The organism is Tibeticola sp. (assembly GCF_022759015.1).
GTDB lineage: Bacteria > Pseudomonadota > Gammaproteobacteria > Burkholderiales > Burkholderiaceae_C > Tibeticola > Tibeticola sediminis.
This window is the reverse complement of record NZ_JAEMQB010000138.1, coordinates 1-17,821: the sequence shown is the minus strand read 5'-3', so window position 1 is coordinate 17,821 and position 17,821 is coordinate 1. Positions and strand designations below refer to the sequence as shown.

At 65.9% G+C, this 17,821-nt stretch carries 19 protein-coding genes; 5 read left to right on the top strand and 14 right to left on the bottom strand.

All coding sequences use genetic code 11. The features are described 5' to 3' along the window. Window positions 1–114: 114 nt before the first annotated feature. The 7 genes from fusA to JHC36_RS08935 all read right to left on the bottom strand — a co-directional run bounded on the left by fusA (window position 115) and on the right by JHC36_RS08935 (window position 6,814). Window positions 115–2,217 (bottom strand): elongation factor G, encoded by a 2,103-nt coding sequence (gene fusA, locus JHC36_RS08965; RefSeq protein WP_124219225.1) that lies wholly within the window; start codon window positions 2,215–2,217, stop codon window positions 115–117. Between the two features lie 68 nt (window positions 2,218–2,285). Next, on the bottom strand, window positions 2,286–2,756 hold the full coding sequence (rpsG, locus tag JHC36_RS08960) for a 30S ribosomal protein S7 (protein ID WP_124219227.1): 471 nt from the start codon (window positions 2,754–2,756) through the stop codon (window positions 2,286–2,288). Between the two features lie 159 nt (window positions 2,757–2,915). Further along, entirely contained in the window at window positions 2,916–3,293 is a 378-nt protein-coding gene (rpsL, locus tag JHC36_RS08955; RefSeq protein WP_124219229.1) for a 30S ribosomal protein S12, read from the bottom strand. A 217-nt stretch (window positions 3,294–3,510) separates the two neighbouring features. Further along, a complete protein-coding gene (locus tag JHC36_RS08950; protein WP_287918362.1) occupies window positions 3,511–4,716 on the bottom strand; it encodes a D-alanyl-D-alanine carboxypeptidase family protein in 1,206 nt (401 codons plus the stop codon). A gap of 93 nt (window positions 4,717–4,809) precedes the next feature. Beyond that, window positions 4,810–5,187, bottom strand: coding sequence for a (2Fe-2S) ferredoxin domain-containing protein (locus JHC36_RS08945; RefSeq protein WP_287918365.1), 378 nt, complete (start codon window positions 5,185–5,187; stop codon window positions 4,810–4,812). A 51-nt stretch (window positions 5,188–5,238) separates the two neighbouring features. Then, window positions 5,239–6,348, bottom strand: coding sequence for a VanZ family protein (locus JHC36_RS08940; protein WP_287918360.1), 1,110 nt, complete (start codon window positions 6,346–6,348; stop codon window positions 5,239–5,241). Between the two features lie 37 nt (window positions 6,349–6,385). Continuing rightward, window positions 6,386–6,814 (bottom strand): CopD family protein, encoded by a 429-nt coding sequence (locus JHC36_RS08935; RefSeq protein WP_124219236.1) that lies wholly within the window; start codon window positions 6,812–6,814, stop codon window positions 6,386–6,388. A 496-nt stretch (window positions 6,815–7,310) separates the two neighbouring features. Between JHC36_RS08935 and hemB the strand changes: the two genes are divergently transcribed. Both hemB and JHC36_RS08925 read left to right on the top strand, forming a co-directional pair. After that, a complete protein-coding gene (gene hemB / locus JHC36_RS08930; protein WP_287918358.1) occupies window positions 7,311–8,315 on the top strand; it encodes a porphobilinogen synthase in 1,005 nt (334 codons plus the stop codon). A 40-nt stretch (window positions 8,316–8,355) separates the two neighbouring features. Continuing rightward, window positions 8,356–9,489 (top strand): magnesium transporter CorA family protein, encoded by a 1,134-nt coding sequence (locus JHC36_RS08925; RefSeq protein WP_287918356.1) that lies wholly within the window; start codon window positions 8,356–8,358, stop codon window positions 9,487–9,489. A gap of 64 nt (window positions 9,490–9,553) precedes the next feature. Here JHC36_RS08925 and JHC36_RS08920 read toward each other — a convergent pair whose 3' ends face one another. Further along, window positions 9,554–9,847 (bottom strand): hypothetical protein, encoded by a 294-nt coding sequence (locus JHC36_RS08920; protein ID WP_124219242.1) that lies wholly within the window; start codon window positions 9,845–9,847, stop codon window positions 9,554–9,556. Window positions 9,848–9,973: 126 nt separating this feature from the next. Here JHC36_RS08920 and JHC36_RS08915 point away from each other — a divergent pair, with 126 nt between their 5' ends. Further along, entirely contained in the window at window positions 9,974–10,870 is an 897-nt protein-coding gene (locus tag JHC36_RS08915) for a LysR family transcriptional regulator (protein ID WP_287918355.1), read from the top strand. Between the two features lie 73 nt (window positions 10,871–10,943). On the opposite strand, the gene JHC36_RS08910 is transcribed toward JHC36_RS08915, so the two are convergent. After that, on the bottom strand, window positions 10,944–11,633 hold the full coding sequence (locus JHC36_RS08910) for a dienelactone hydrolase family protein (RefSeq protein ID WP_124219246.1): 690 nt from the start codon (window positions 11,631–11,633) through the stop codon (window positions 10,944–10,946). Between the two features lie 164 nt (window positions 11,634–11,797). On the opposite strand from JHC36_RS08910, the gene JHC36_RS08905 reads away from it, so the two are divergent. Together JHC36_RS08905 and JHC36_RS08900 are read left to right on the top strand one after the other, a co-directional pair. Next, entirely contained in the window at window positions 11,798–12,340 is a 543-nt protein-coding gene (locus tag JHC36_RS08905; RefSeq protein ID WP_287918353.1) for a MaoC family dehydratase, read from the top strand. Beyond that, entirely contained in the window at window positions 12,337–12,969 is a 633-nt protein-coding gene (locus JHC36_RS08900; protein WP_124219250.1) for a MarC family protein, read from the top strand. The genes JHC36_RS08905 and JHC36_RS08900 overlap by 4 nt, the downstream gene beginning before the upstream one ends. Window positions 12,970–13,024: 55 nt before the next feature. On the opposite strand, the gene JHC36_RS08895 is transcribed toward JHC36_RS08900, so the two are convergent. The 5 genes from JHC36_RS08895 to JHC36_RS08875 all read right to left on the bottom strand — a co-directional run. Next, on the bottom strand, window positions 13,025–14,257 hold the full coding sequence (locus JHC36_RS08895) for a hypothetical protein (RefSeq protein ID WP_287918351.1): 1,233 nt from the start codon (window positions 14,255–14,257) through the stop codon (window positions 13,025–13,027). Between the two features lie 107 nt (window positions 14,258–14,364). After that, window positions 14,365–15,030 carry an ABC-type transport auxiliary lipoprotein family protein gene (locus JHC36_RS08890; protein ID WP_287918350.1) on the bottom strand — a complete coding sequence of 222 codons (666 nt, stop codon included), beginning with the start codon at window positions 15,028–15,030 and terminating at the stop codon, window positions 14,365–14,367. A 25-nt stretch (window positions 15,031–15,055) separates the two neighbouring features. Next, on the bottom strand, window positions 15,056–16,024 hold the full coding sequence (locus tag JHC36_RS08885; protein ID WP_287918349.1) for an MlaD family protein: 969 nt from the start codon (window positions 16,022–16,024) through the stop codon (window positions 15,056–15,058). A 3-nt stretch (window positions 16,025–16,027) separates the two neighbouring features. Next, window positions 16,028–16,876 carry an ABC transporter ATP-binding protein gene (locus JHC36_RS08880; RefSeq protein ID WP_287918348.1) on the bottom strand — a complete coding sequence of 283 codons (849 nt, stop codon included), beginning with the start codon at window positions 16,874–16,876 and terminating at the stop codon, window positions 16,028–16,030. Between the two features lie 6 nt (window positions 16,877–16,882). Beyond that, on the bottom strand, window positions 16,883–17,821 hold a 939-nt coding region (locus JHC36_RS08875; RefSeq protein WP_287918346.1), incomplete at its 5' end, for an MlaE family ABC transporter permease.

The window sequence follows — 17,821 nt, the reverse complement described above, 5'->3', positions numbered from 1 at the left end:
TTTAACGTCTGCATCGGGTTGCGGAATCGGTCAGCACGGGAACAGCCCGGCACCACGATCGCAGACAAGAAAAGAGCGGCAGGCAGCCCCGCGGGCTGCCTGCCGCGCTCGGACTTACTTGGCCCGGGCGGCAATGATCGCGTCGGCGACGTTCTTGGGCGCCTCGGCGTAGTGCTTGAACTCCATCGTGTACGTCGCACGACCCTGGGACATCGAGCGCAGCACGGTCGAGTAACCGAACATCTCCGACAGCGGCACCTCGGCCTTGATGACTTTGCCGCCGCCCGGCATGTCGTCCATACCCTGGACCATGCCGCGCCGCGACGAAAGGTCACCCATGACGTTGCCGGCGTATTCCTCGGGGGTTTCGACCTCGACGGCCATCATCGGCTCGAGAATCACGGGGTTGGCACGCTTGGCCGCTTCCTTGAAACCGAAGATGGCGGCCATCTTGAACGCCTGCTCCGACGAGTCGACATCGTGGTACGAACCGAAGGTCAGCGTGACCTTGACGTCGACCACGGGGTAGCCTGCCAGCACGCCGGAGTTCAGCGCTTCTTCCACGCCCTTCTGAACCGCCGGGATGTATTCGCGCGGCACCACGCCGCCTTTGATGGCGTCGACGAATTCGAAGCCCTTGCCCGGCTCCTGGGGCTCGACCGTGAAGACGACGTGACCGTATTGGCCCTTACCGCCGGACTGACGCACGAACTTGCCCTCGACGTCGGTGACTTTCTTGCGAATGGTTTCGCGGTAAGCCACCTGCGGCTTGCCGACGTTCGCCTCGACGCCGAACTCACGCTTCATGCGGTCGACGATGATTTCGAGGTGCAATTCGCCCATGCCGCCGATGATGGTCTGGCCGGATTCTTCGTCGGTCTGCACGCGGAAGGAGGGATCCTCCGCCGCCAGACGCGAGAGCGCGACACCCATCTTCTCCTGGTCCGCTTTGGTTTTGGGTTCGACGGCCTGACGAATCACGGGCTCGGGGAACTGCATCCGCTCGAGCGTGATGACGGCCGACGGGTCACACAGGGTTTCGCCGGTGGTGACGTCTTTGAGGCCCACACAGGCAGCAATGTCGCCCGCGCGGATCTCTTCGATTTCCTGGCGGTTGTTGGCGTGCATCTGCACGATACGGCCGATGCGCTCTTTCTTGCCGCGCACGGGGTTGTAAACCGTGTCGCCCTTGGTCAACACGCCCGAATACACGCGAACGAAGGTCAACTGCCCCACGAACGGGTCGGTCATGAGTTTGAAGGCCAGCGCGGCGAACTTCTCGTTGTCGTCCGCTTTGCGGGTGACTTCGTTGCCGTCTTCGTCAAAGCCACGAACCGGAGGCACATCCACGGGCGAAGGCAGCAGGTCGATGACCGCGTCGAGCATGCGCTGCACGCCCTTGTTCTTGAACGCGGTTCCACAGAGCATGGGCTGGATTTCGCCCGCAATGGTGCGGGTGCGCAGGCCTTGATTGATCTCGGCTTCCGTCAGGTCGCCGCCTTCGAGGTACTTGTTCATCAAGTCTTCGGAGGCTTCGGCTGCCGCTTCGACCATCTTTTCGCGCCACTCCTTGGCGGTTTCGACGAGGTCGGCGGGAATGTCCTGATATTCGAACTTCATGCCCTGCGAGGCCTCATCCCAGATGATCGCCTTCATCTTGAGCAAGTCCACGACGCCCTTGAAGTTCTCTTCGGCGCCGATCGGAATGACGATGGGCACGGGATTGGCCTTCAGACGCGTGCGCATCTGCTCGTAGACCTTGAAGAAGTTCGCGCCCGTACGGTCCATCTTGTTGACGAAGGCCAGACGCGGCACCTTGTACTTGTTGGCCTGACGCCATACGGTTTCGGACTGCGGCTGCACGCCGCCGACCGCGCAATAAACCATGCAGGCGCCGTCGAGCACGCGCATCGAGCGCTCCACCTCGATGGTGAAATCGACGTGGCCCGGGGTGTCGATGATGTTGATCCGGTGCTCGGGATAGGACAGATCCATGCCCTTCCAGAAGCAGGTCGTGGCAGCGGACGTGATCGTGATGCCGCGCTCTTGCTCCTGCTCCATCCAGTCCATGGTGGCCGCACCGTCGTGAACTTCACCGATCTTGTGATTCACGCCGGTATAGAAAAGAATGCGCTCGGTGGTGGTGGTCTTGCCGGCGTCGATGTGCGCGGAGATACCGATGTTGCGATAGCGCTCGATGGGCGTTTTACGTGCCATGTTGATCTTTCGAGAAAAGGGCCAGGCCCGCTCGTGGCGGGCCTGGACACCAAATAAGGGACAGGAACTTAGAAGCGGAAGTGGCTGAAGGCCTTGTTGGCTTCGGCCATGCGATGCACTTCGTCGCGTTTTTTCATGGCACCACCGCGGCCCTCAGTGGCCTCGATGAGCTCATTGGCCAGACGCAAGGCCATGGACTTCTCGCTGCGCTTGCGGGCAGCTTCTTTGATCCAGCGCATGGAGAGCGCCAGGCGACGAACCGGGCGGACCTCGACGGGCACCTGATAGTTGGCGCCGCCGACACGACGGGACTTCACCTCGACCATCGGCTTGACGTTGTTGATGGCGATGCTGAACACCTCGACCGGGTCTTTGCCGGTCTTTTGCTCGATGGTTTCGAGGGCGCCGTAGATGATGCGCTCGGCCACCGCTTTCTTGCCGCTCTCCATGATCACGTTCATGAATTTGGAGAGTTCGACGTTGCCGTACTTGGGATCCGGCAGGATTTCGCGTTTAGGGACTTCACGACGACGTGGCATTTTTGAACCTCTTTTGCTTCAGTTGGCATCTTCAGCGATGCCGCGAAAGTCAACACGACTTCCACTTACTCGACCCGACGACCGGGTCACTACGCCGCCCCGACACACCACGCGCTGGGACGACACCGATACCGGGCTTCGACAGCCCAATCAAGCGCCTTACTTGGCCTTCGGCCGCTTGGCACCGTACTTGGAACGCGCCTGCTTGCGGTCCTTCACGCCCTGCAAATCCAGGGCGCCGCGGACGATGTGGTAACGAACACCGGGCAAGTCTTTGACACGACCGCCGCGCACCAGGACCACGGAGTGCTCCTGAAGGTTGTGGCCCTCGCCGCCGATGTAGGAGATGACTTCGAACCCGTTGGTCAGGCGCACCTTGGCAACCTTACGCAAAGCGGAGTTCGGCTTCTTCGGGGTCGTGGTGTAAACACGGGTGCAAACGCCACGCCGTTGCGGGCAGTTCTGCATCGCCGGGCTCTTCGACTTGACCTTTTCGGCCTCGCGCCCGTGACGCACCAATTGATTGATGGTTGGCATAAATAAAAACGTCCCTAAACGTCAAAAACCACGCGCTGCCTGTAGACCCTGCCCAAAGCAAAACCCCAAGGCAAGCGCGCACAAATATCCCGCCCCAACAGCGGGAAAGCCAACCAGTATACCCCCTGAGCCCAAGCGGCGCAAGCTCAGCCCCGTTCATCTGCGGCGGGACTCCAAGGCGGAACATGCCGCCCGAGGGACCAGCGGGGTGGCGCCGTCAGCGAATCCAGAGGCGCAAGCTATCCCATGCGCGGCCAAACAGGCCGGCCTGCTCCACCGGCTCGAGGACCACCAGCGGGACATCCAGCAAGGGCTGGTCGGCCAAGGTCAGCTTGAGCACGCCCAATTGCTGGCCCTGCGCAAAAGGCGCCACCAGAGGATCCGGGCGAACGACCTGCGTTTTGACCTGGGCTGCTGCGCCGCTCGGAACGGCCACGACGATGGGTTGTGGACGGCCGAGCTTGACGACCTTTTCCGTGCCTTTCCAGACCGGCGGCGTGGCCACCGGCTGGCCCGCCTCGAAGAGCTTGACGGCGTCGAAGGCCGCGTAACCCCAGTTCAACAGCTTTTGCGCCTCGTTGGCGCGGTCGTTCTCACTGGCCGCCCCCAGAACGATCGCCAGCAAGCGCCGTGGCCCCACGTTCGGATAATCGCGCTTGGCGGTCGCGATCAGGCAGTAGCCCGCCGCGGCGGTGTGGCCGGTCTTGAGGCCGTCGACCGATGGATCGCGAAACAGCAGCAGGTTACGGTTCGTGTCGTTGGCGGTCGGCGTGCCCGGATAGCGGTACTTCTTGATCGCGTAATAGCCCACGTACTGCGGGAAATCGGTCATCAGGCGGGTCGCGAGGATGCTCAGGTCGCGGGCCGTCGTGGTGTGGCCGGGCTCCGTGAGGCCCTCGGGGTTCTTGAAGGTCGTGGCCTTCATGCCCAGAGCGCGCGCCTGAGCATTCATCATTTCGACGAATCGCTCGACCGTGCCGCCGACGCCCTCGGCCAGCGCGACGGTTGCGTCATTGCCGGACTGGACGATCATGCCCTTGAGCAGATCCTCCACAGGCACCTGCATCTTCGGATCGATGAACATGCGTGAGCCGGGCATACGCCAGGCGCGCTCGCTGACCGGCAAGGTCTGCTTGAGATCGATCTTCTTCGCCCGCAAGGCGTCGAACACCACATAAGCCGTCATGAGCTTGGTCAAGGATGCCGGCTCGACCGGCGTATCGATGTCCTTGCCAGCGAGCATTTGGTTCGCGGTGACGTCCATCAGCAGGTAGGAGCGCGCGGCCACCTCGGGCGGCTGCGGCCAGGCCACGGGCTGCGCCGACACGGGAGCCGCCAGCACCGCCAGCGCGAGCAAGCAGAAGCGCGGTGCGTGCAGCAGTCGACGAAGCCGATGGAGCCCAGTCAAGAGGAAAGTGTTCATATCCGCAAACAGAAGTGAAGAATGTGACGCCCCGCCAGGACGGCGCTCGCAACGCGCAAACGAAAGATCGGCCGCAGGTACCGCCCGGTGCGATCAGCGGCCGAGATGCGCCGGCGTCAGCAGGCGCTCGACCACACGGCCGTCGCGCAGATGGGATTCGACGATCTCGTCGACATCGGACAAATCCACATACGAATACCAGACCGCCTCGGGATAGACCACGGCGACGGGTCCCGCCGCACAGCGATCCAAACACCCCGCCTTATTGACCCGGACCTGCCCCGGGCTGGCCAGACCTAGCTCCTTGACGCGCTGCTTGCAATGATCGAAGGCCTGTTGCGCCCCCGCAGCGGCGCAGCAGGCCTGCCCGCCTTCGCGTTGGTTGAGGCAGAAGAAGATGTGGCGACGGTAATAGGAAGAACCGGGCGACGGGTCCGCCGCGCCAGGAACGAGCTCGCGCACCTCGGGCATGGAGTCTGGAGTGGATCGGGCGATCATGATGCGCCGGATTGTAGGGGTCGCTCAGCCCACCTCGCGCGTCATGGGTGGATCGCGGCGCGCCAGGTCGGTGAGCACATAGGCGAGAACCGCATAGGGCCAAAGCCAGCCCACCCATTGCGCCAGGCCATGAAAGCGCACGAAGCGACCCTGCTCCCAGGTCTGCAGGGTTTGGGCGAGATAGGGGTCGAGGGGGGCACGATTGATCAGACTGAGTTCCCAGGCCAGCGCCAGCAACAAGACACCCGCCGCCGCCCGACGCGGCAGCAAGACCAGGATCACGATCAAGCCCGCGGCCGCCAGCATGCCGGCGAGCACCGGCGGCGTCAGCCAGGCCCAGGCGTGTTGCGGCCCATAGCTCAAGGCGGCAGACAAGGCCGTCACCCCGGTCCCGACCAGCAGGAAAAACCACGCAAGCAGCCAGCGATCCAGCGGCCGGCGCACGACCAGACAGGCCAGCAGGCTCGGCGCCAGCAGCGCGAACACGACGGTTGCCATTTCGGCGCTGGGCAACAAAGGTTCGAGTTCGGTCTCCCGCAGCGGCAACCATTCCAGCAAAGGCGTGCCGGTGAGCCAGCGCACCGTCGCCAGCTCCAGCCGCTCGAAGACCTGTCCGAGACCAAAAGGCACGGCGGACGGAAACAACAGCCCGACGGGCCAGAGCGCGAGCAAGATCCAGCCTGCGCGGACCTCCTCGACGGCCCAGCGCGCACGGATGCGCTGCCAGCGACGCAGCCAGCCCAGGCGCGCCAGCACCCAAGCCAAGCCGGCACCGGCCAACGCGCCGGCGACATTGAGCAGCCAGTCCAGATTCGATGGAACGCGCTGGGGGATGTAGGTCTGGAGCGCTTCGAGGGTAAAGGAAAGCACCGCGGCTATGCCAGCCGCGCCCCCGAGCATCCAGAGGCTGGAGCGCCGCTCGCGCAGTGCGAGGCCCAGCAGGAATCCCAACGGCGCGTATCCCGCGAAATTCGTCAGGACGTCGAAGGCCGTCCAGTAACGCGGCAACGGTGTCAGAAAGAACGACCAGGGCGCGATGCCGACCGCGCGCCAGCCTTCGAACGGATAGAGGCTCGCGTAGACGATCAGCGCCGCATACAGCAGCGCCAAGGGCACGGTCGCGGACTTGCGCATGGATTCGGGCTCATGGATGCTGCCCGGTCGAGCAGCCTCAGAATGGCTTGACGACCACCAGCACCACCGCGATGAGCAGCAGGATCACCGGCACCTCGTTGAACCAGCGGAACCAGACATGGCTGCGCGTGTTGGCGCGCGCAGCGAACTTGCCCAAAAGCTTCCAGCAAGCATGGTGGTAGCCGAGCACGAGCGCCACCACGACGAGCTTGGCGTGCAGCCAGCCGTTCCCGGGCCCTTTGCCGATGCCGTAATACAGCCACAGCACCAGGCCCAGCACCACGGCCGGCACCATCAGCAGCGTGGTGAAACGCATGAGCTTGCGCGCCATGAGCATGAGGCGCTCGTACTCGGCGACCGACTCGGGCGCGACCATCGCGAGGTTCACATAGATGCGCGGCAGGTAGAACAGGCCAGCGAACCAGCTGGCCACGAAGACGATGTGCAGGGCTTTGATCCAGAGCATGGGAAGGAGTGTAGGACGCAGCCGGCGGCCCTGCGCGGGCTGCGGGCAAAAAAAACCCCGGCACAGGGCCGGGGAAGAAAGCCTTTTTGCTGTCACACATCAAGGCCCCGCTCAGGGAGGAAAAGCGGGGGGCGCCGAAACGCCCGGCCCAACTGTAGCAAACTGCAACCCGGGGTTCAAGCGCCTGTAGGAGTCCCGCGCCTTGAAGGCTCGAACGAACCGCATCCGGCGGGGGACGCAAGGGCAACGCTGAACAAGTCCCTCGCGCGTCGCGCATCCCGGCTGCGGGCGGTCTGCGTCGTTGCCAATCCTCGCCATAGCTGCGGCTATGGCTGCGGTTTGCGCCTCGCATCCCATCCCGCGGCCGGGCGCGCGCCATCACGGGAACTTGTTCAGCGTTGCCCAAGCGCCTGGGCAGGGCGCGCAGGCTCGAGCGGCATCGACTGCGTGCGATGCACGGGTGCGCGGCTGCCGCGCATCGGGCACAATTTTGCGTATGAGCACCCCTTACGCCCCCTATCCCCTTGGCCGGCCGCGGCGGCTGCGCCGCGACGATTTCACGCGCCGGCTGGTGCGCGAGCACGCGCTCAGCGTGAACGATTTGATTTATCCGGTCTTCGTGCTCGAGGGTCAGGGCCGGCGGGAAGCCGTGGCATCGATGCCCGGCGTGGAGCGGCTGAGCCTGGACCTGCTGCTGCCCGTGGCCGAGGACTGCGTGCGGCTGGGCATTCCGGTGATGGCGCTGTTCCCGGTGATCCGCGCGGAACTCAAGGACGAACGCGGCAGCGAGGCCAGCAACCCCGAGGGCCTCGTGCCGACCGTTGTGCGTGCGCTGAAAAAGGAGTTCCCGCAGCTCGGCGTGATGACCGACGTGGCGCTCGACCCCTACACCAGCCACGGCCAGGACGGCTTGCTGGATGCGACGGGCTACATCCTCAACGATGAAACCGTCGAGGTTCTGGTCGAGCAGGCGCTGGCCCAGGCCGAAGCGGGCGTGGACATCGTGGCGCCGAGCGACATGATGGACGGGCGCATCGGCGCGATCCGCCGCGCGCTGGAAGAGCGTGGCCATGTGCACACGCGCATCATGGCCTACAGCGCCAAGTACGCGAGCGCGTTCTATGGCCCGTTCCGCGACGCCGTGGGCTCGGCAGCCAACCTGGGCAAGGCCGACAAAAAGCTCTACCAGATGGATCCAGGTAACTCCGATGAGGCGTTGCGCGAAGTCGCGCTCGACATCGCCGAGGGTGCCGACATGGTGATGGTCAAGCCTGGCATGCCTTACCTCGACGTGGTGCGCCGCGTGAAGGACGAATTCCGCGTGCCCACTTTCGCCTACCAGGTGAGCGGGGAATACGCGATGCTCAAGGCCGCCGCAGCCAACGGCTGGCTGGACCACGATGCGGTGATGATGGAGAGCCTGCTGGCCTTCAAGCGCGCCGGCGCCGACGGCGTGCTGACCTATTTCGCCCGGGATGCCGCCCGGTTACTTCAAAAGTAATCGCTAAAAACGTCCAATTCCTGCCGGCAAAGGGCGAAAAATGTCGAATCCCGTCGCGCCCATCCGGGTTTTTTGGATCCGCGGACAGGGGCTGGAAGAGATCGAGCCTGCCCCCTCGAATTGGGCGAGCCCGCAGGAAGGCTTCCTATGGATCGGCTGCACCCGCAGCCACTTTTCCGAAGCCCATCCGACGCTGCTCCCCGCCCTCGAGCGGCTCACCGGCGCGGCGCTGCTGGACCTGCATGTGAGCGATTTGCTCAACGCACAGCTGGCTTCGCGCCACGATGAAACCAGCGACTACGACTTGCTGATTTTCCGCAGGCTGGGCCGAGGCAAGAAACGCACGGACGCGGGCCGCATGGAGACCCTGCCCATGCGCGGCGGCCCGCCGATCCTGCAACGCATCGACACCGCGGCGGTCGGGTTTGCGGTGTTCGACCGGGTGCTATTGACCATACACCCCGACGACGGGGCGGTCCGCGACAGCTATGCGGCGCGTCTGCTGCCCGCTGCGCCGCGCGAAGCCGACACCCGGTCCGCCGGCGCGCGCGGCGTGCCCGCGGACCCGCGGGATGCGACGCTGCGCATCATCAGCCAGATCGTCGACGACTATCTGGAACTGCGCGGTGAACTCAGCCGTCAGTTGGAGCATTGGCAAAACGAGCTGCTCCACCCGCGCTCCCGATTCTCGAATTGGTCGGCCTTGCTGCAGGCGCGCACGACCCTGCATGAGCTGCAATCCTCCTGCGAGGACCAGCACAGCGCGGTCGATCGCTTTGCCGGGGGCTTCGAGCACCGCTATGCCGACACGGCGGAGGACAGCCACCGTGTCGAGTTGCTGCGGGTGCGTGCCCACGACGTGCTCGAGCACATCGAGCGGGTGATGCGCCACGTCACGCGGCTGGAGCACAACATCGAAACCGCCGTGCAGATGCACTTCGCGGTCCAGGGGCACCGCACCAACGACATCATGCGCACGCTGACCGCCTTGACGGCCATCTTCCTGCCGCTGAACCTGATCACAGGGTTCTTCGGCATGAACTTCGAATTCATGCCCTTCATCCACAATCCGGCGGCGCTGGCATGGACCGCCGCCGGGATGGCCCTGGTGGCCGTCGGCACTGGGCTGTTCTTCTGGCGACGGCGTTATCTCGCGCAACTACCACCGCCGTAAAAACAATCGGCCTGGCATGCGCGCGAAACGCATGCCAGGCCGATGGGGACCGCGCCCGAGCGATTTACATCAGATCGCCAGCGGCAGGGCCGTGGCCGGCGCGCATCGCCGCGCGGGCGGCGGTACGGACTTCTTCGCGGCTCAGGTTCGAGGCCGGCGCCGAGACGACAACGCGGCTCGCGTCACCCGCGTCGATGGCGCTGACTTTGGCTTCAGCCTGAACCACGGCGCGCGAAACGCTCGAAGGCGTGAAGTCGGGCTGGGTGACCGGGAACTCGCCGGCGTAGGGTTGGCCGGCGAAGGCGGTAGCGGCAGCGGCGAACAAAGCGGTGGAAACGAGAACTTGACGTGCTTTCATGATGGACTCCTAGGTTGAACAACAATCGATCAATCGACCGTGCGGTGATTGTGAGTCGAAGATGGCTCCATTGCGTCCCCAATAAACAGGGCGAATCCGAAGCATGGTGTTCACGAAATTGAAACAATGGACTCACTAGACCTGCTGCGCACCTTCCGCGAAGTCGCCCGGCGCGGCAGTTTTGCCGGGGCGGCGCGCACGCTCGACCTCTCCAAGGCGAACGTCAGCAAATACATCGCGGCACTCGAAGCGCAACTGGGCGTGCGGCTCTTCAACCGCAGCACCCGAAGCGTGAGCCTCACCGATGCCGGCGAACTGCTGCTCGAGCGTAGCGAGCCCCTGCTGGAGATGGTCGAGGCGACCCGCGCCGAGTTGCAGGAACGCGCCCGCGCGCCTTCCGGGCGACTGCGCGTGGCCGCGCCCCACGGACTCGCGCGCACGCTGCTGCCGCCCCTGCTGGCGGAGTTTCTGCCGCGCTACCCCAAGGTTCACCTGAGCCTGGTGCTGAGCAACACGCCCGCGGACTTGATCGCCGAGGGCATCGACCTTGCGCTGCGGGTGGGCCGTATCGGCGACGACAACCTGATCGTGCGGCGGCTGCAGCGGGTGCCCTTCGTCGTCGCGGCGACGCCGGGCTTTTGGAAGCAGCATGGCTATCCCACACACCCGGATCAGCTCGGCACGCTCGATGCGCTCACGCTCACGCCGCTGCAAGGCGCCGCGCAATGGCGCTTCGAAGTCGAAGGGGAGCCGGTAAGCGTGCCGGTGCACAGCCGCATGGATGCGAGCGACACGGCGCCGCTCATCGCGATGGCCACGGCCGGCCTCGGCATGGTGTGGCTGCCCCAGGTGCTGGTTCAAGAGCAGATCGAGAGCGGCACGCTGCAGGCAGCGCTGTCGGACTATTCACCGCGCGACATCTGGCTCTATGCCGCCTACACGCAGCGGCGGCACAACAGCGCCGCGCTCAAGGCCTTTTTGCAGGTCATCGAGGCGCGGTGGCGCGAGTCCGACGCCCCCTGACCGAAGGGGCGGCATCAAGGCAACGCTGAAGCAGTTCCCGCGATGGCGCGCGAGGGACTGGTTCAGCCTTGCCCTAACCGACGTGCTGGGCGAAAAAGGCCAGGGTCCGCTCGCGCGCAAGCCGCGCCGCCGCCTCGTTCCAGGCCGCGCGGTGGTTGCAATTGAAGCCATGGTGTGCGGGGTACAAGTGCACCTCGACTTCGGGGTGGCGCGCACGGAAGGCTTCGACGCTGGGCAGCGGAATCCACGGGTCCTGCTCGGCGAAGTGGGCCAGCACCGGCACCCGCGGCTGCCGCGCTGACTCGAGCTCGGAGGTGATGCCGCCGCCATAGTAGGGAACGGCCGCAGCCAGGCCCTGGAGCTCGCACGCGGCGCGCCAGGTCATGAGCCCGCCCCAGCAGTAGCCGACGATGCCGACCTTGCCGCCGCTCTCGCGCGCCGCGTAGTCGATGGCGGCCTGGATGTCGCCCAGCGCGCCAGGCGGGGGCAGTTGCTCGACCGCCTGCATGACGGCAAAGCCCGCCTCCATGTCGGCAGGGCTGTACCCCAGCTCGACGCCGCGGCGCACGCGGTCGAACAGCGCCGGCGCCACGGCCAGATAGCCTTCGGCGGCATAGCCCTCGGTCACCTCGCGGATGTGGGCGTTGACGCCAAAGATTTCCTGGATGACCACGATGCCCCCGCGCGGCCGACCCGCGGGACGCGCGACAAAGGCGGAGAGCCGAAAACCGTCGGCAGCGGTGAGCTCGGTGTGTGTACCCATAGCAGGACTCCTCATCAAAAAAGTGAACCCATGGCCGTGCGGCGACGCCCCGGCCCGGGTGCGGTCGCCAAGCATCCCCGAGGCGACAGGCAAGCCGCGGCCGCTTTTGCTATTCTGGAGCACACCGCCCGAAGCGGCTGCCTCACTCCCTCCGAAAGACCGCCATGCATACCCCGGAACCGCCCGTCTCTGCCCCTGAAATCCGCTACTACTGGGAAGACCTCGAAGTCGGCAGCGTGATGCCGCTGGGCAGCGTGACGCCCACGCGCGAAGCCATCCTCGACTTTGCGCGGCAGTTCGATCCCCAGCCGTTTCACCTCGATGAAGAAGCCGCCCGCGCGTCGGTGTTCGGCGCGCTGTGCGCGAGCGGCTGGCACACCTGCGCGATGGCCATGCGGCTGATGGTGGACCACTTTCTGCGCTACGCCGCAAGCCAGGGCTCGCCGGGGCTGGAACACATCCGCTGGCTCAAGCCGGTTTACCCCGGCGACACGCTGCGGCTGCAAAGCCGGGTGATGGAGCGCAAGCCCATGCGCTCGCGGCCCGATGTCGGCCTGGTGCGCACGCAATGGGAGATGTTCAACCAGCGCGACGAGCCCGTGCTGCAGATGGACGGCTGGGGCATGTTCAAGCGGCGCACGCCGCAGGCCGCAGCCGACGCGCCAGCCCCGTCCGAAGGCGCGGCTGCCCCACAATCGGGGGCATGAATCTCAAGCCGCTCATCACGCTACTGGCCATCGTCAACCCGCTGGCCATCGTTCCGTTCTTCATCCATTACACCCAGGGTTTCGACCGCGTGCAGCGGCGGCGCACCATCATGGTGTCAGCCTTCAGCGCCTTCGTGGTGATCGCCGCGAGCGCCTTGCTCGGCCTGCAGATCCTCGACTTCTTTGGCATCACGCTGGCGAGCTTCCAGGTGGGGGGCAGTCTGCTGCTGCTCCTGAGCGCGATGAACATGCTCAACGCCCAGCCGGCCGAAGCCAAGGCGCAAACGCATGAGCTCGAAGACGGCGCCGAAAAGGCGGCCCACGGCGCGAGCATCGCCGTCGTGCCGCTGACCATTCCGCTGCTCACCGGACCGGCCACCATGTCGACGGTGGTGATCTACGCGCAGCAGGCGAAGAATTTCTGGCAGCACATGGCGCTGGTGGGCTATGGCGTGGTCATCGCGCTGGCGGTGGCGCTGTCGTTCTCACTCGCGCAGCCGATCGCGCGGGTGCTCGGCAAAACCGGCATCAACGTCATGACGCGGCTCATGGGCCTGATCCTCGCGGCGCTGGCGGTGGAGGTGATGGCCGACGGCCTGGGCAAACTGTTTCCGGGCTGGTTGCGCTGAGGCAAACGGCTGCACGGGGCTCGGTGCCCCGTGCACTGCTCAAAAGCGGATGGGCTCAGAGGGCCGGCTGTACCCGGGTCCAGCGGAAGGGGCCAAAGGCGTTCTCGGTGTCGCCGTTATTGGCCGTCGGATCGATGGTCAGTCGCAGGTATTCCAGCGGGAAGGTGCTGCCATGGACGACGATCCGGCGGAAGTTGGGCACGTTGTATCCGCCGGGCTGGTTGTCGTAGGGGTCTGCCGGGTTGTTGTCTTTCGCCAAAGTGGCGGCAACGCTGGCGCAGGTCACCGCGCTGGCACCGGGCGTCGGCTCGATGAAGCAGGGCGCGCCCTTACGCAGGGGATTGTCGGTGCGATACACGTGAGAATCCCCATTGATGAGCAGCACCGGGCGCCCAAAGGTTTTGGCCAGCGCAGCGATGCGGTCGATGTATTTTTTGTATTCGGTCAGGTGCTGCGCATCCTTGCCGTCGGCATCCCACATGTCGGCTTGCATCAGGATGACCATCGCGAGGTCGTTGTCGGCGGTCGCCCGTGCAAAGGCGCGGTCGAGCCAACGCAGATTCGCGGCGTCGCGCGCGGCGACCTCCGCTTTTTGCGCGTCGCTCATCGCTGGGGTTCCATACCACGGATCCGTGTCGTCGTTGGAGCCGCCGGGGAGGTTGAGCGTCACGAAGCTCACACGCGCCTTCTGCCAAAACGTGTTTTCGACAAACGCTGCATCGGCGGGATTGTTTTTGTCGTAGGCCTGCGCCTGCGATTCGACGTTCATCGGGGACGCACCCAGCGATAGACCAGGCTTGGCGAAGAAGATCGAGCGCACGAGTTTGAGGTTCTCCAGCGGATCGCCCTTGGCATAACTGACCGGCTGGCCGTTGGCATCGAGCACATATTTGATCTGCCCCGTTGCGGCGTCATAACTTCCGCCGCCCTGTTTCACTTTGTGGCAGTCGGCCCACTCGTTGTCACCGGGGGTGTACAGCAGGGGCTTGGCGAAGGCAGACCACTGCTGATAAATGCTACGGTCATAGCTCTCGGTGCAGTATTCCTTGCCCGAGTGGATGTCGCCCGCATGCATGGTGAAGGCGATGTCTTTGTCCTGGTTGATGGCGGCGATGAGGCCGGGATTCTTCAAGAACTGGCTGTTGTCCGTCGGGGAAGTACCGTAAGGCACGTCGCCGATGACAGCCACCGTGAACGGGCTCACCGAGTCGCCGCCGCCACAGGCGGTCAAAGCGATGGCAGAGCCCAATGCAAGCGCACAAGCGCCCAGCGCGAAACGATTTTTCATGCTTCAGAACCTCGATTAGAAATGGACTTCACCGGACGCGCTCGTCTGCGAACGTCGGCGAGCCTTTCATCTTGGGAGGGTCTTGTGACTTTTTGATGAAACCGCCATCAGGGGCGAGACGCCGGTGGCTGCACCTCGCGCAGCCACTGCGCGAGCGACTCGAGCGCGGCGTCGGTCGCGGCGGTGAGGGCTTGCACGCCGCCGGCCGCATCGGCGCTGGGCGCAGGCCGCTCGGCCTCGAACAGGCGCTGCGCCAGCAGCTTCGGGCGCGGCCCCGTGGTGTCGGTGAGGGTGGCGCGCAGGCGGACCACGCCGCGCGAGGCGGTCCCGGGGCCGGCAGGGGCGGCCGCAAAAACTTGGGAAAAGTCTTCGATCTGAACCCGCAACAGCCGCGGCGCGCTCGCCTCGCCCGGGGCGACGACCGGGCGGTCGAGCGCCAGCCGCTCGCGCAGGCGCACGCCGACGAGCTGCGCGGGTGTGGCGCTCCAGCGCGCCTGGGCGTAGGCGTGCAGCTCATAGGCTGCGGCGCCGCCGTCATAGCGGTAGCGCATCGCGGTGGTCTCATACGCCGGCGCGGCGTCGGGCGTGGCCAGTGCCAGCGGCGGCTCGGCCTGGGGCTTGGCCGTCGCGGCCGCTCCGGTGGGACTAGGCCCAAGATCGAAGGTGCTCGGGCGCGGGGCCGGCCCGGGCAGGGCCGCACAGCCCACGAGCAGCAGAAAAATCCAGCCAAATCGCAGGATCGCCGGCATGAAATCGGGCTTAGATGCTCTCATTTTTGAACTTCACTCGGTTCGGCGCTCAACCGCCGGATTTCGGATCACGCGGTGGCACGGCAGCGCCTGGCGGCGGGTAGCCGGGCTCACCCGGGCCGGGGGGCGGCGGCGCCGTACCCCAGACGAGGGCCTGTGGGTTGTCGGTCAGTGCGGTTGCAGCCCGCGCAAACGCGCGCGCGGCGCGTTCGGCCTCGGCACCGCTGCGGTGCAACTGGGGGAGGGTTTCGGCTTGGAGCGTCTGCGCGCTCGAAGCCAGGGCCTCGGCACCGCGCCCGATCTGCTCGACCGGGCCGCCGGGCGCCGTCAAACGATCGACCGCACCGCGCACCTGGGCAACGGCCTGGCGGGTTTCGTCGAGCGTGAGGCGCAAGGACTGCAGGCTCTCGCTGCCCGCGCGCGCCAGCGGCGGGACTTCACGCTGCAGGCCGAGCGCGAGTTGCTGCACCCCTTGGGCGGCTGCGCCGGCGTTTTCGACGGCACGGATCAGGACTTGCTGGTTTTGCGGTGCCAACAAAGCGTTGAGCCGGGTCGCCGCTTCCTGGAGCTGCCCGAGCAGGCGCTGGCCTTCGTCGAGGACCTGCCCGACCGGGCCGGGGCGCAGCGGAATGCGCGGCGGCCCGTCCTCGGAGGTCAGCGGCTCTTGGGACGTTCCATCATCGTTGAGCGCGATGTGGGCAATGCCCGTCACGCCCTGGTAGCCCAGCGTGGCCCAGGTCGAGCGGGTAATCGGTGTGCCGGCATCGACGCTGATGCGCACGAGCACGTTGCCCGGCACTTTGGGATCGAACGCGATGGCGGTGACTTTCCCCACAGGAACGCCCTTGAGCCGCACGGCCGCCTGCACGTTGAGGCCGGTCACGGGGTTGGGTGAGCTGATCTCATAGACCCTCTGCAGCCCACCATCGCGGGTGAGCCACCAGGCCATGGCGCCCAAAAGCAGCGTCAACAACAGGACGAAGGCACCGGCAGCGAGGGCGTGGGCTTTGTTTTCCATGGGTCAGCGGGGTGCCAGAAGGTCGGGCGCGGAGGCAGCGCTTGCGGGGGGCGCTGCGACGCTCAGCCCACGCTCGCGCAGCAGGGTCATGGCGCGGCGCCCGCGGCCGCCAAAGAAAAAATCGTGCACGAAGGGGTGGTCGAAGGCAAGCACTTCTTGCGGCGGGCCAGAAACGACGATGCGTTTGTCGGCAACGACCGCAATCTGGGTGCTGAGTTCAAAGATGGTGTCGAGATCGTGCGTGACCATGACCACCGTGAGTCCCAACTCGCGGTGCAGGCTCGCGAGCAAGCCGCAAAACGCGTCGCTGCTGCCCGGGTCGAGGCCAGCGGTCGGCTCGTCGAGCAGCAGCAGCGGCGGGTCCATGATGAGCGCGCGCGCCAGCGCCACACGCTTGATCATGCCGCCCGAAAGCTCCGCGGGCATTTTGTGCGCGTCGCGCTCCGACAGCCCCACCATGCACAGCTTGACCAGCGCCGCCTCGCGCACCAGCGTCTCGGGGAAGGCACGCAACTCGCGCAGCGGCAGCGCGATGTTGTCCAGCACGCTGAAGGCCGAGAACAGCGCGCCGTGCTGAAAGAGCATGCCCACCCGCGTCGCCGCCCCGGCGCGCGCCAGGCGCGACGCAGGCTCGCCGAGCACCGTCACCGTGCCGCGCGCGGGCGTGGCCAGGCCCAAGATCTGCCGCAACAAGACGGTCTTGCCCGAGCCCGATCCGCCGACGATGGACACGAGGGAGCCGCGCGCGATGTCGAGATCGAGGTCGCGGTGCACCACCACATCCTCGCCGCCCGCGTGGAACACCGACCACAGGCCGCGGATTTGGACGACGGGATCGATGACGGGGCTCATGGGCGCTCAGATGCCAACGTTCTTGAACAGCACGGCGAACAGCGCATCGACCAAAATCACGACCGTGATCGAAGTCACGACCGAAGCCGTGGTGCCTGCGCCCAGACTCTCGGTGTTGGGTTTCACCCGCAGCCCGTAGTGGCAACCCACCAGCGCGATGAGCACGCCAAACACCAGCGACTTGCCCATCGCCAGCCCGAGATTGCTCGCCTGCACCGCGCGCGGCAGGTTGCTGATGAAATAAGCGGGGCTCAACCCCAAGGCCACTTCGGCGGCCAGCATCCCCCCGATCAGCGCGGCGATCGTCGTCCACAGCGTCAAGAGCGGCATCGCCACGGCGAGCGCGAGCACCCGCGGCATCACGAGCCGAAAGCCGCGCGCAATGCCCATGACCCGCATCGCGTCGATTTCCTCGGTGATGCGCATCACGCCGATCTGCGCCGTGATGGTCGATCCCGACCGCCCCGCGATCAGCACCGCAGCGAGCACCGGCCCGAGCTCGCGAATCAGCGACAGGCCCAAGATGTTGACGATGAAGGTTTCTGCCCCAAAGAGCTTGAGCTGCTGCGAGGTCAGATAGGCCAAGACCACGCCAATCAGAAAGCCCACCAGCGCGGTGATCGGCAAGGCCGTCGCCCCGATGCGATAGAGATGGCCCGACACATCGCGCCAGGGCCCCATGCGCGGCGCACGCAGCAGCGCCAGCAGGTCGAGCGCCAGCTGCCCGACGAGGGCCAGCAGGTCGCGCAGATGATCGGCGACGAGAAACAGCCCCGCGCCCAGCCGCAGGAACTGGCGCCGCAAGCCGGGCAGCCAGCCCGAAGCCGGCGGTGGCGGCAGCGTGGACCAGCGCGCCACGCGCTCGAGCATCGCGCGTTGCGCCGGTGTGGCCTCCAGCCGCTCGGGCCAGCGCCGGCCCCAGGCGTCCCACAGCCATTGCGCGCC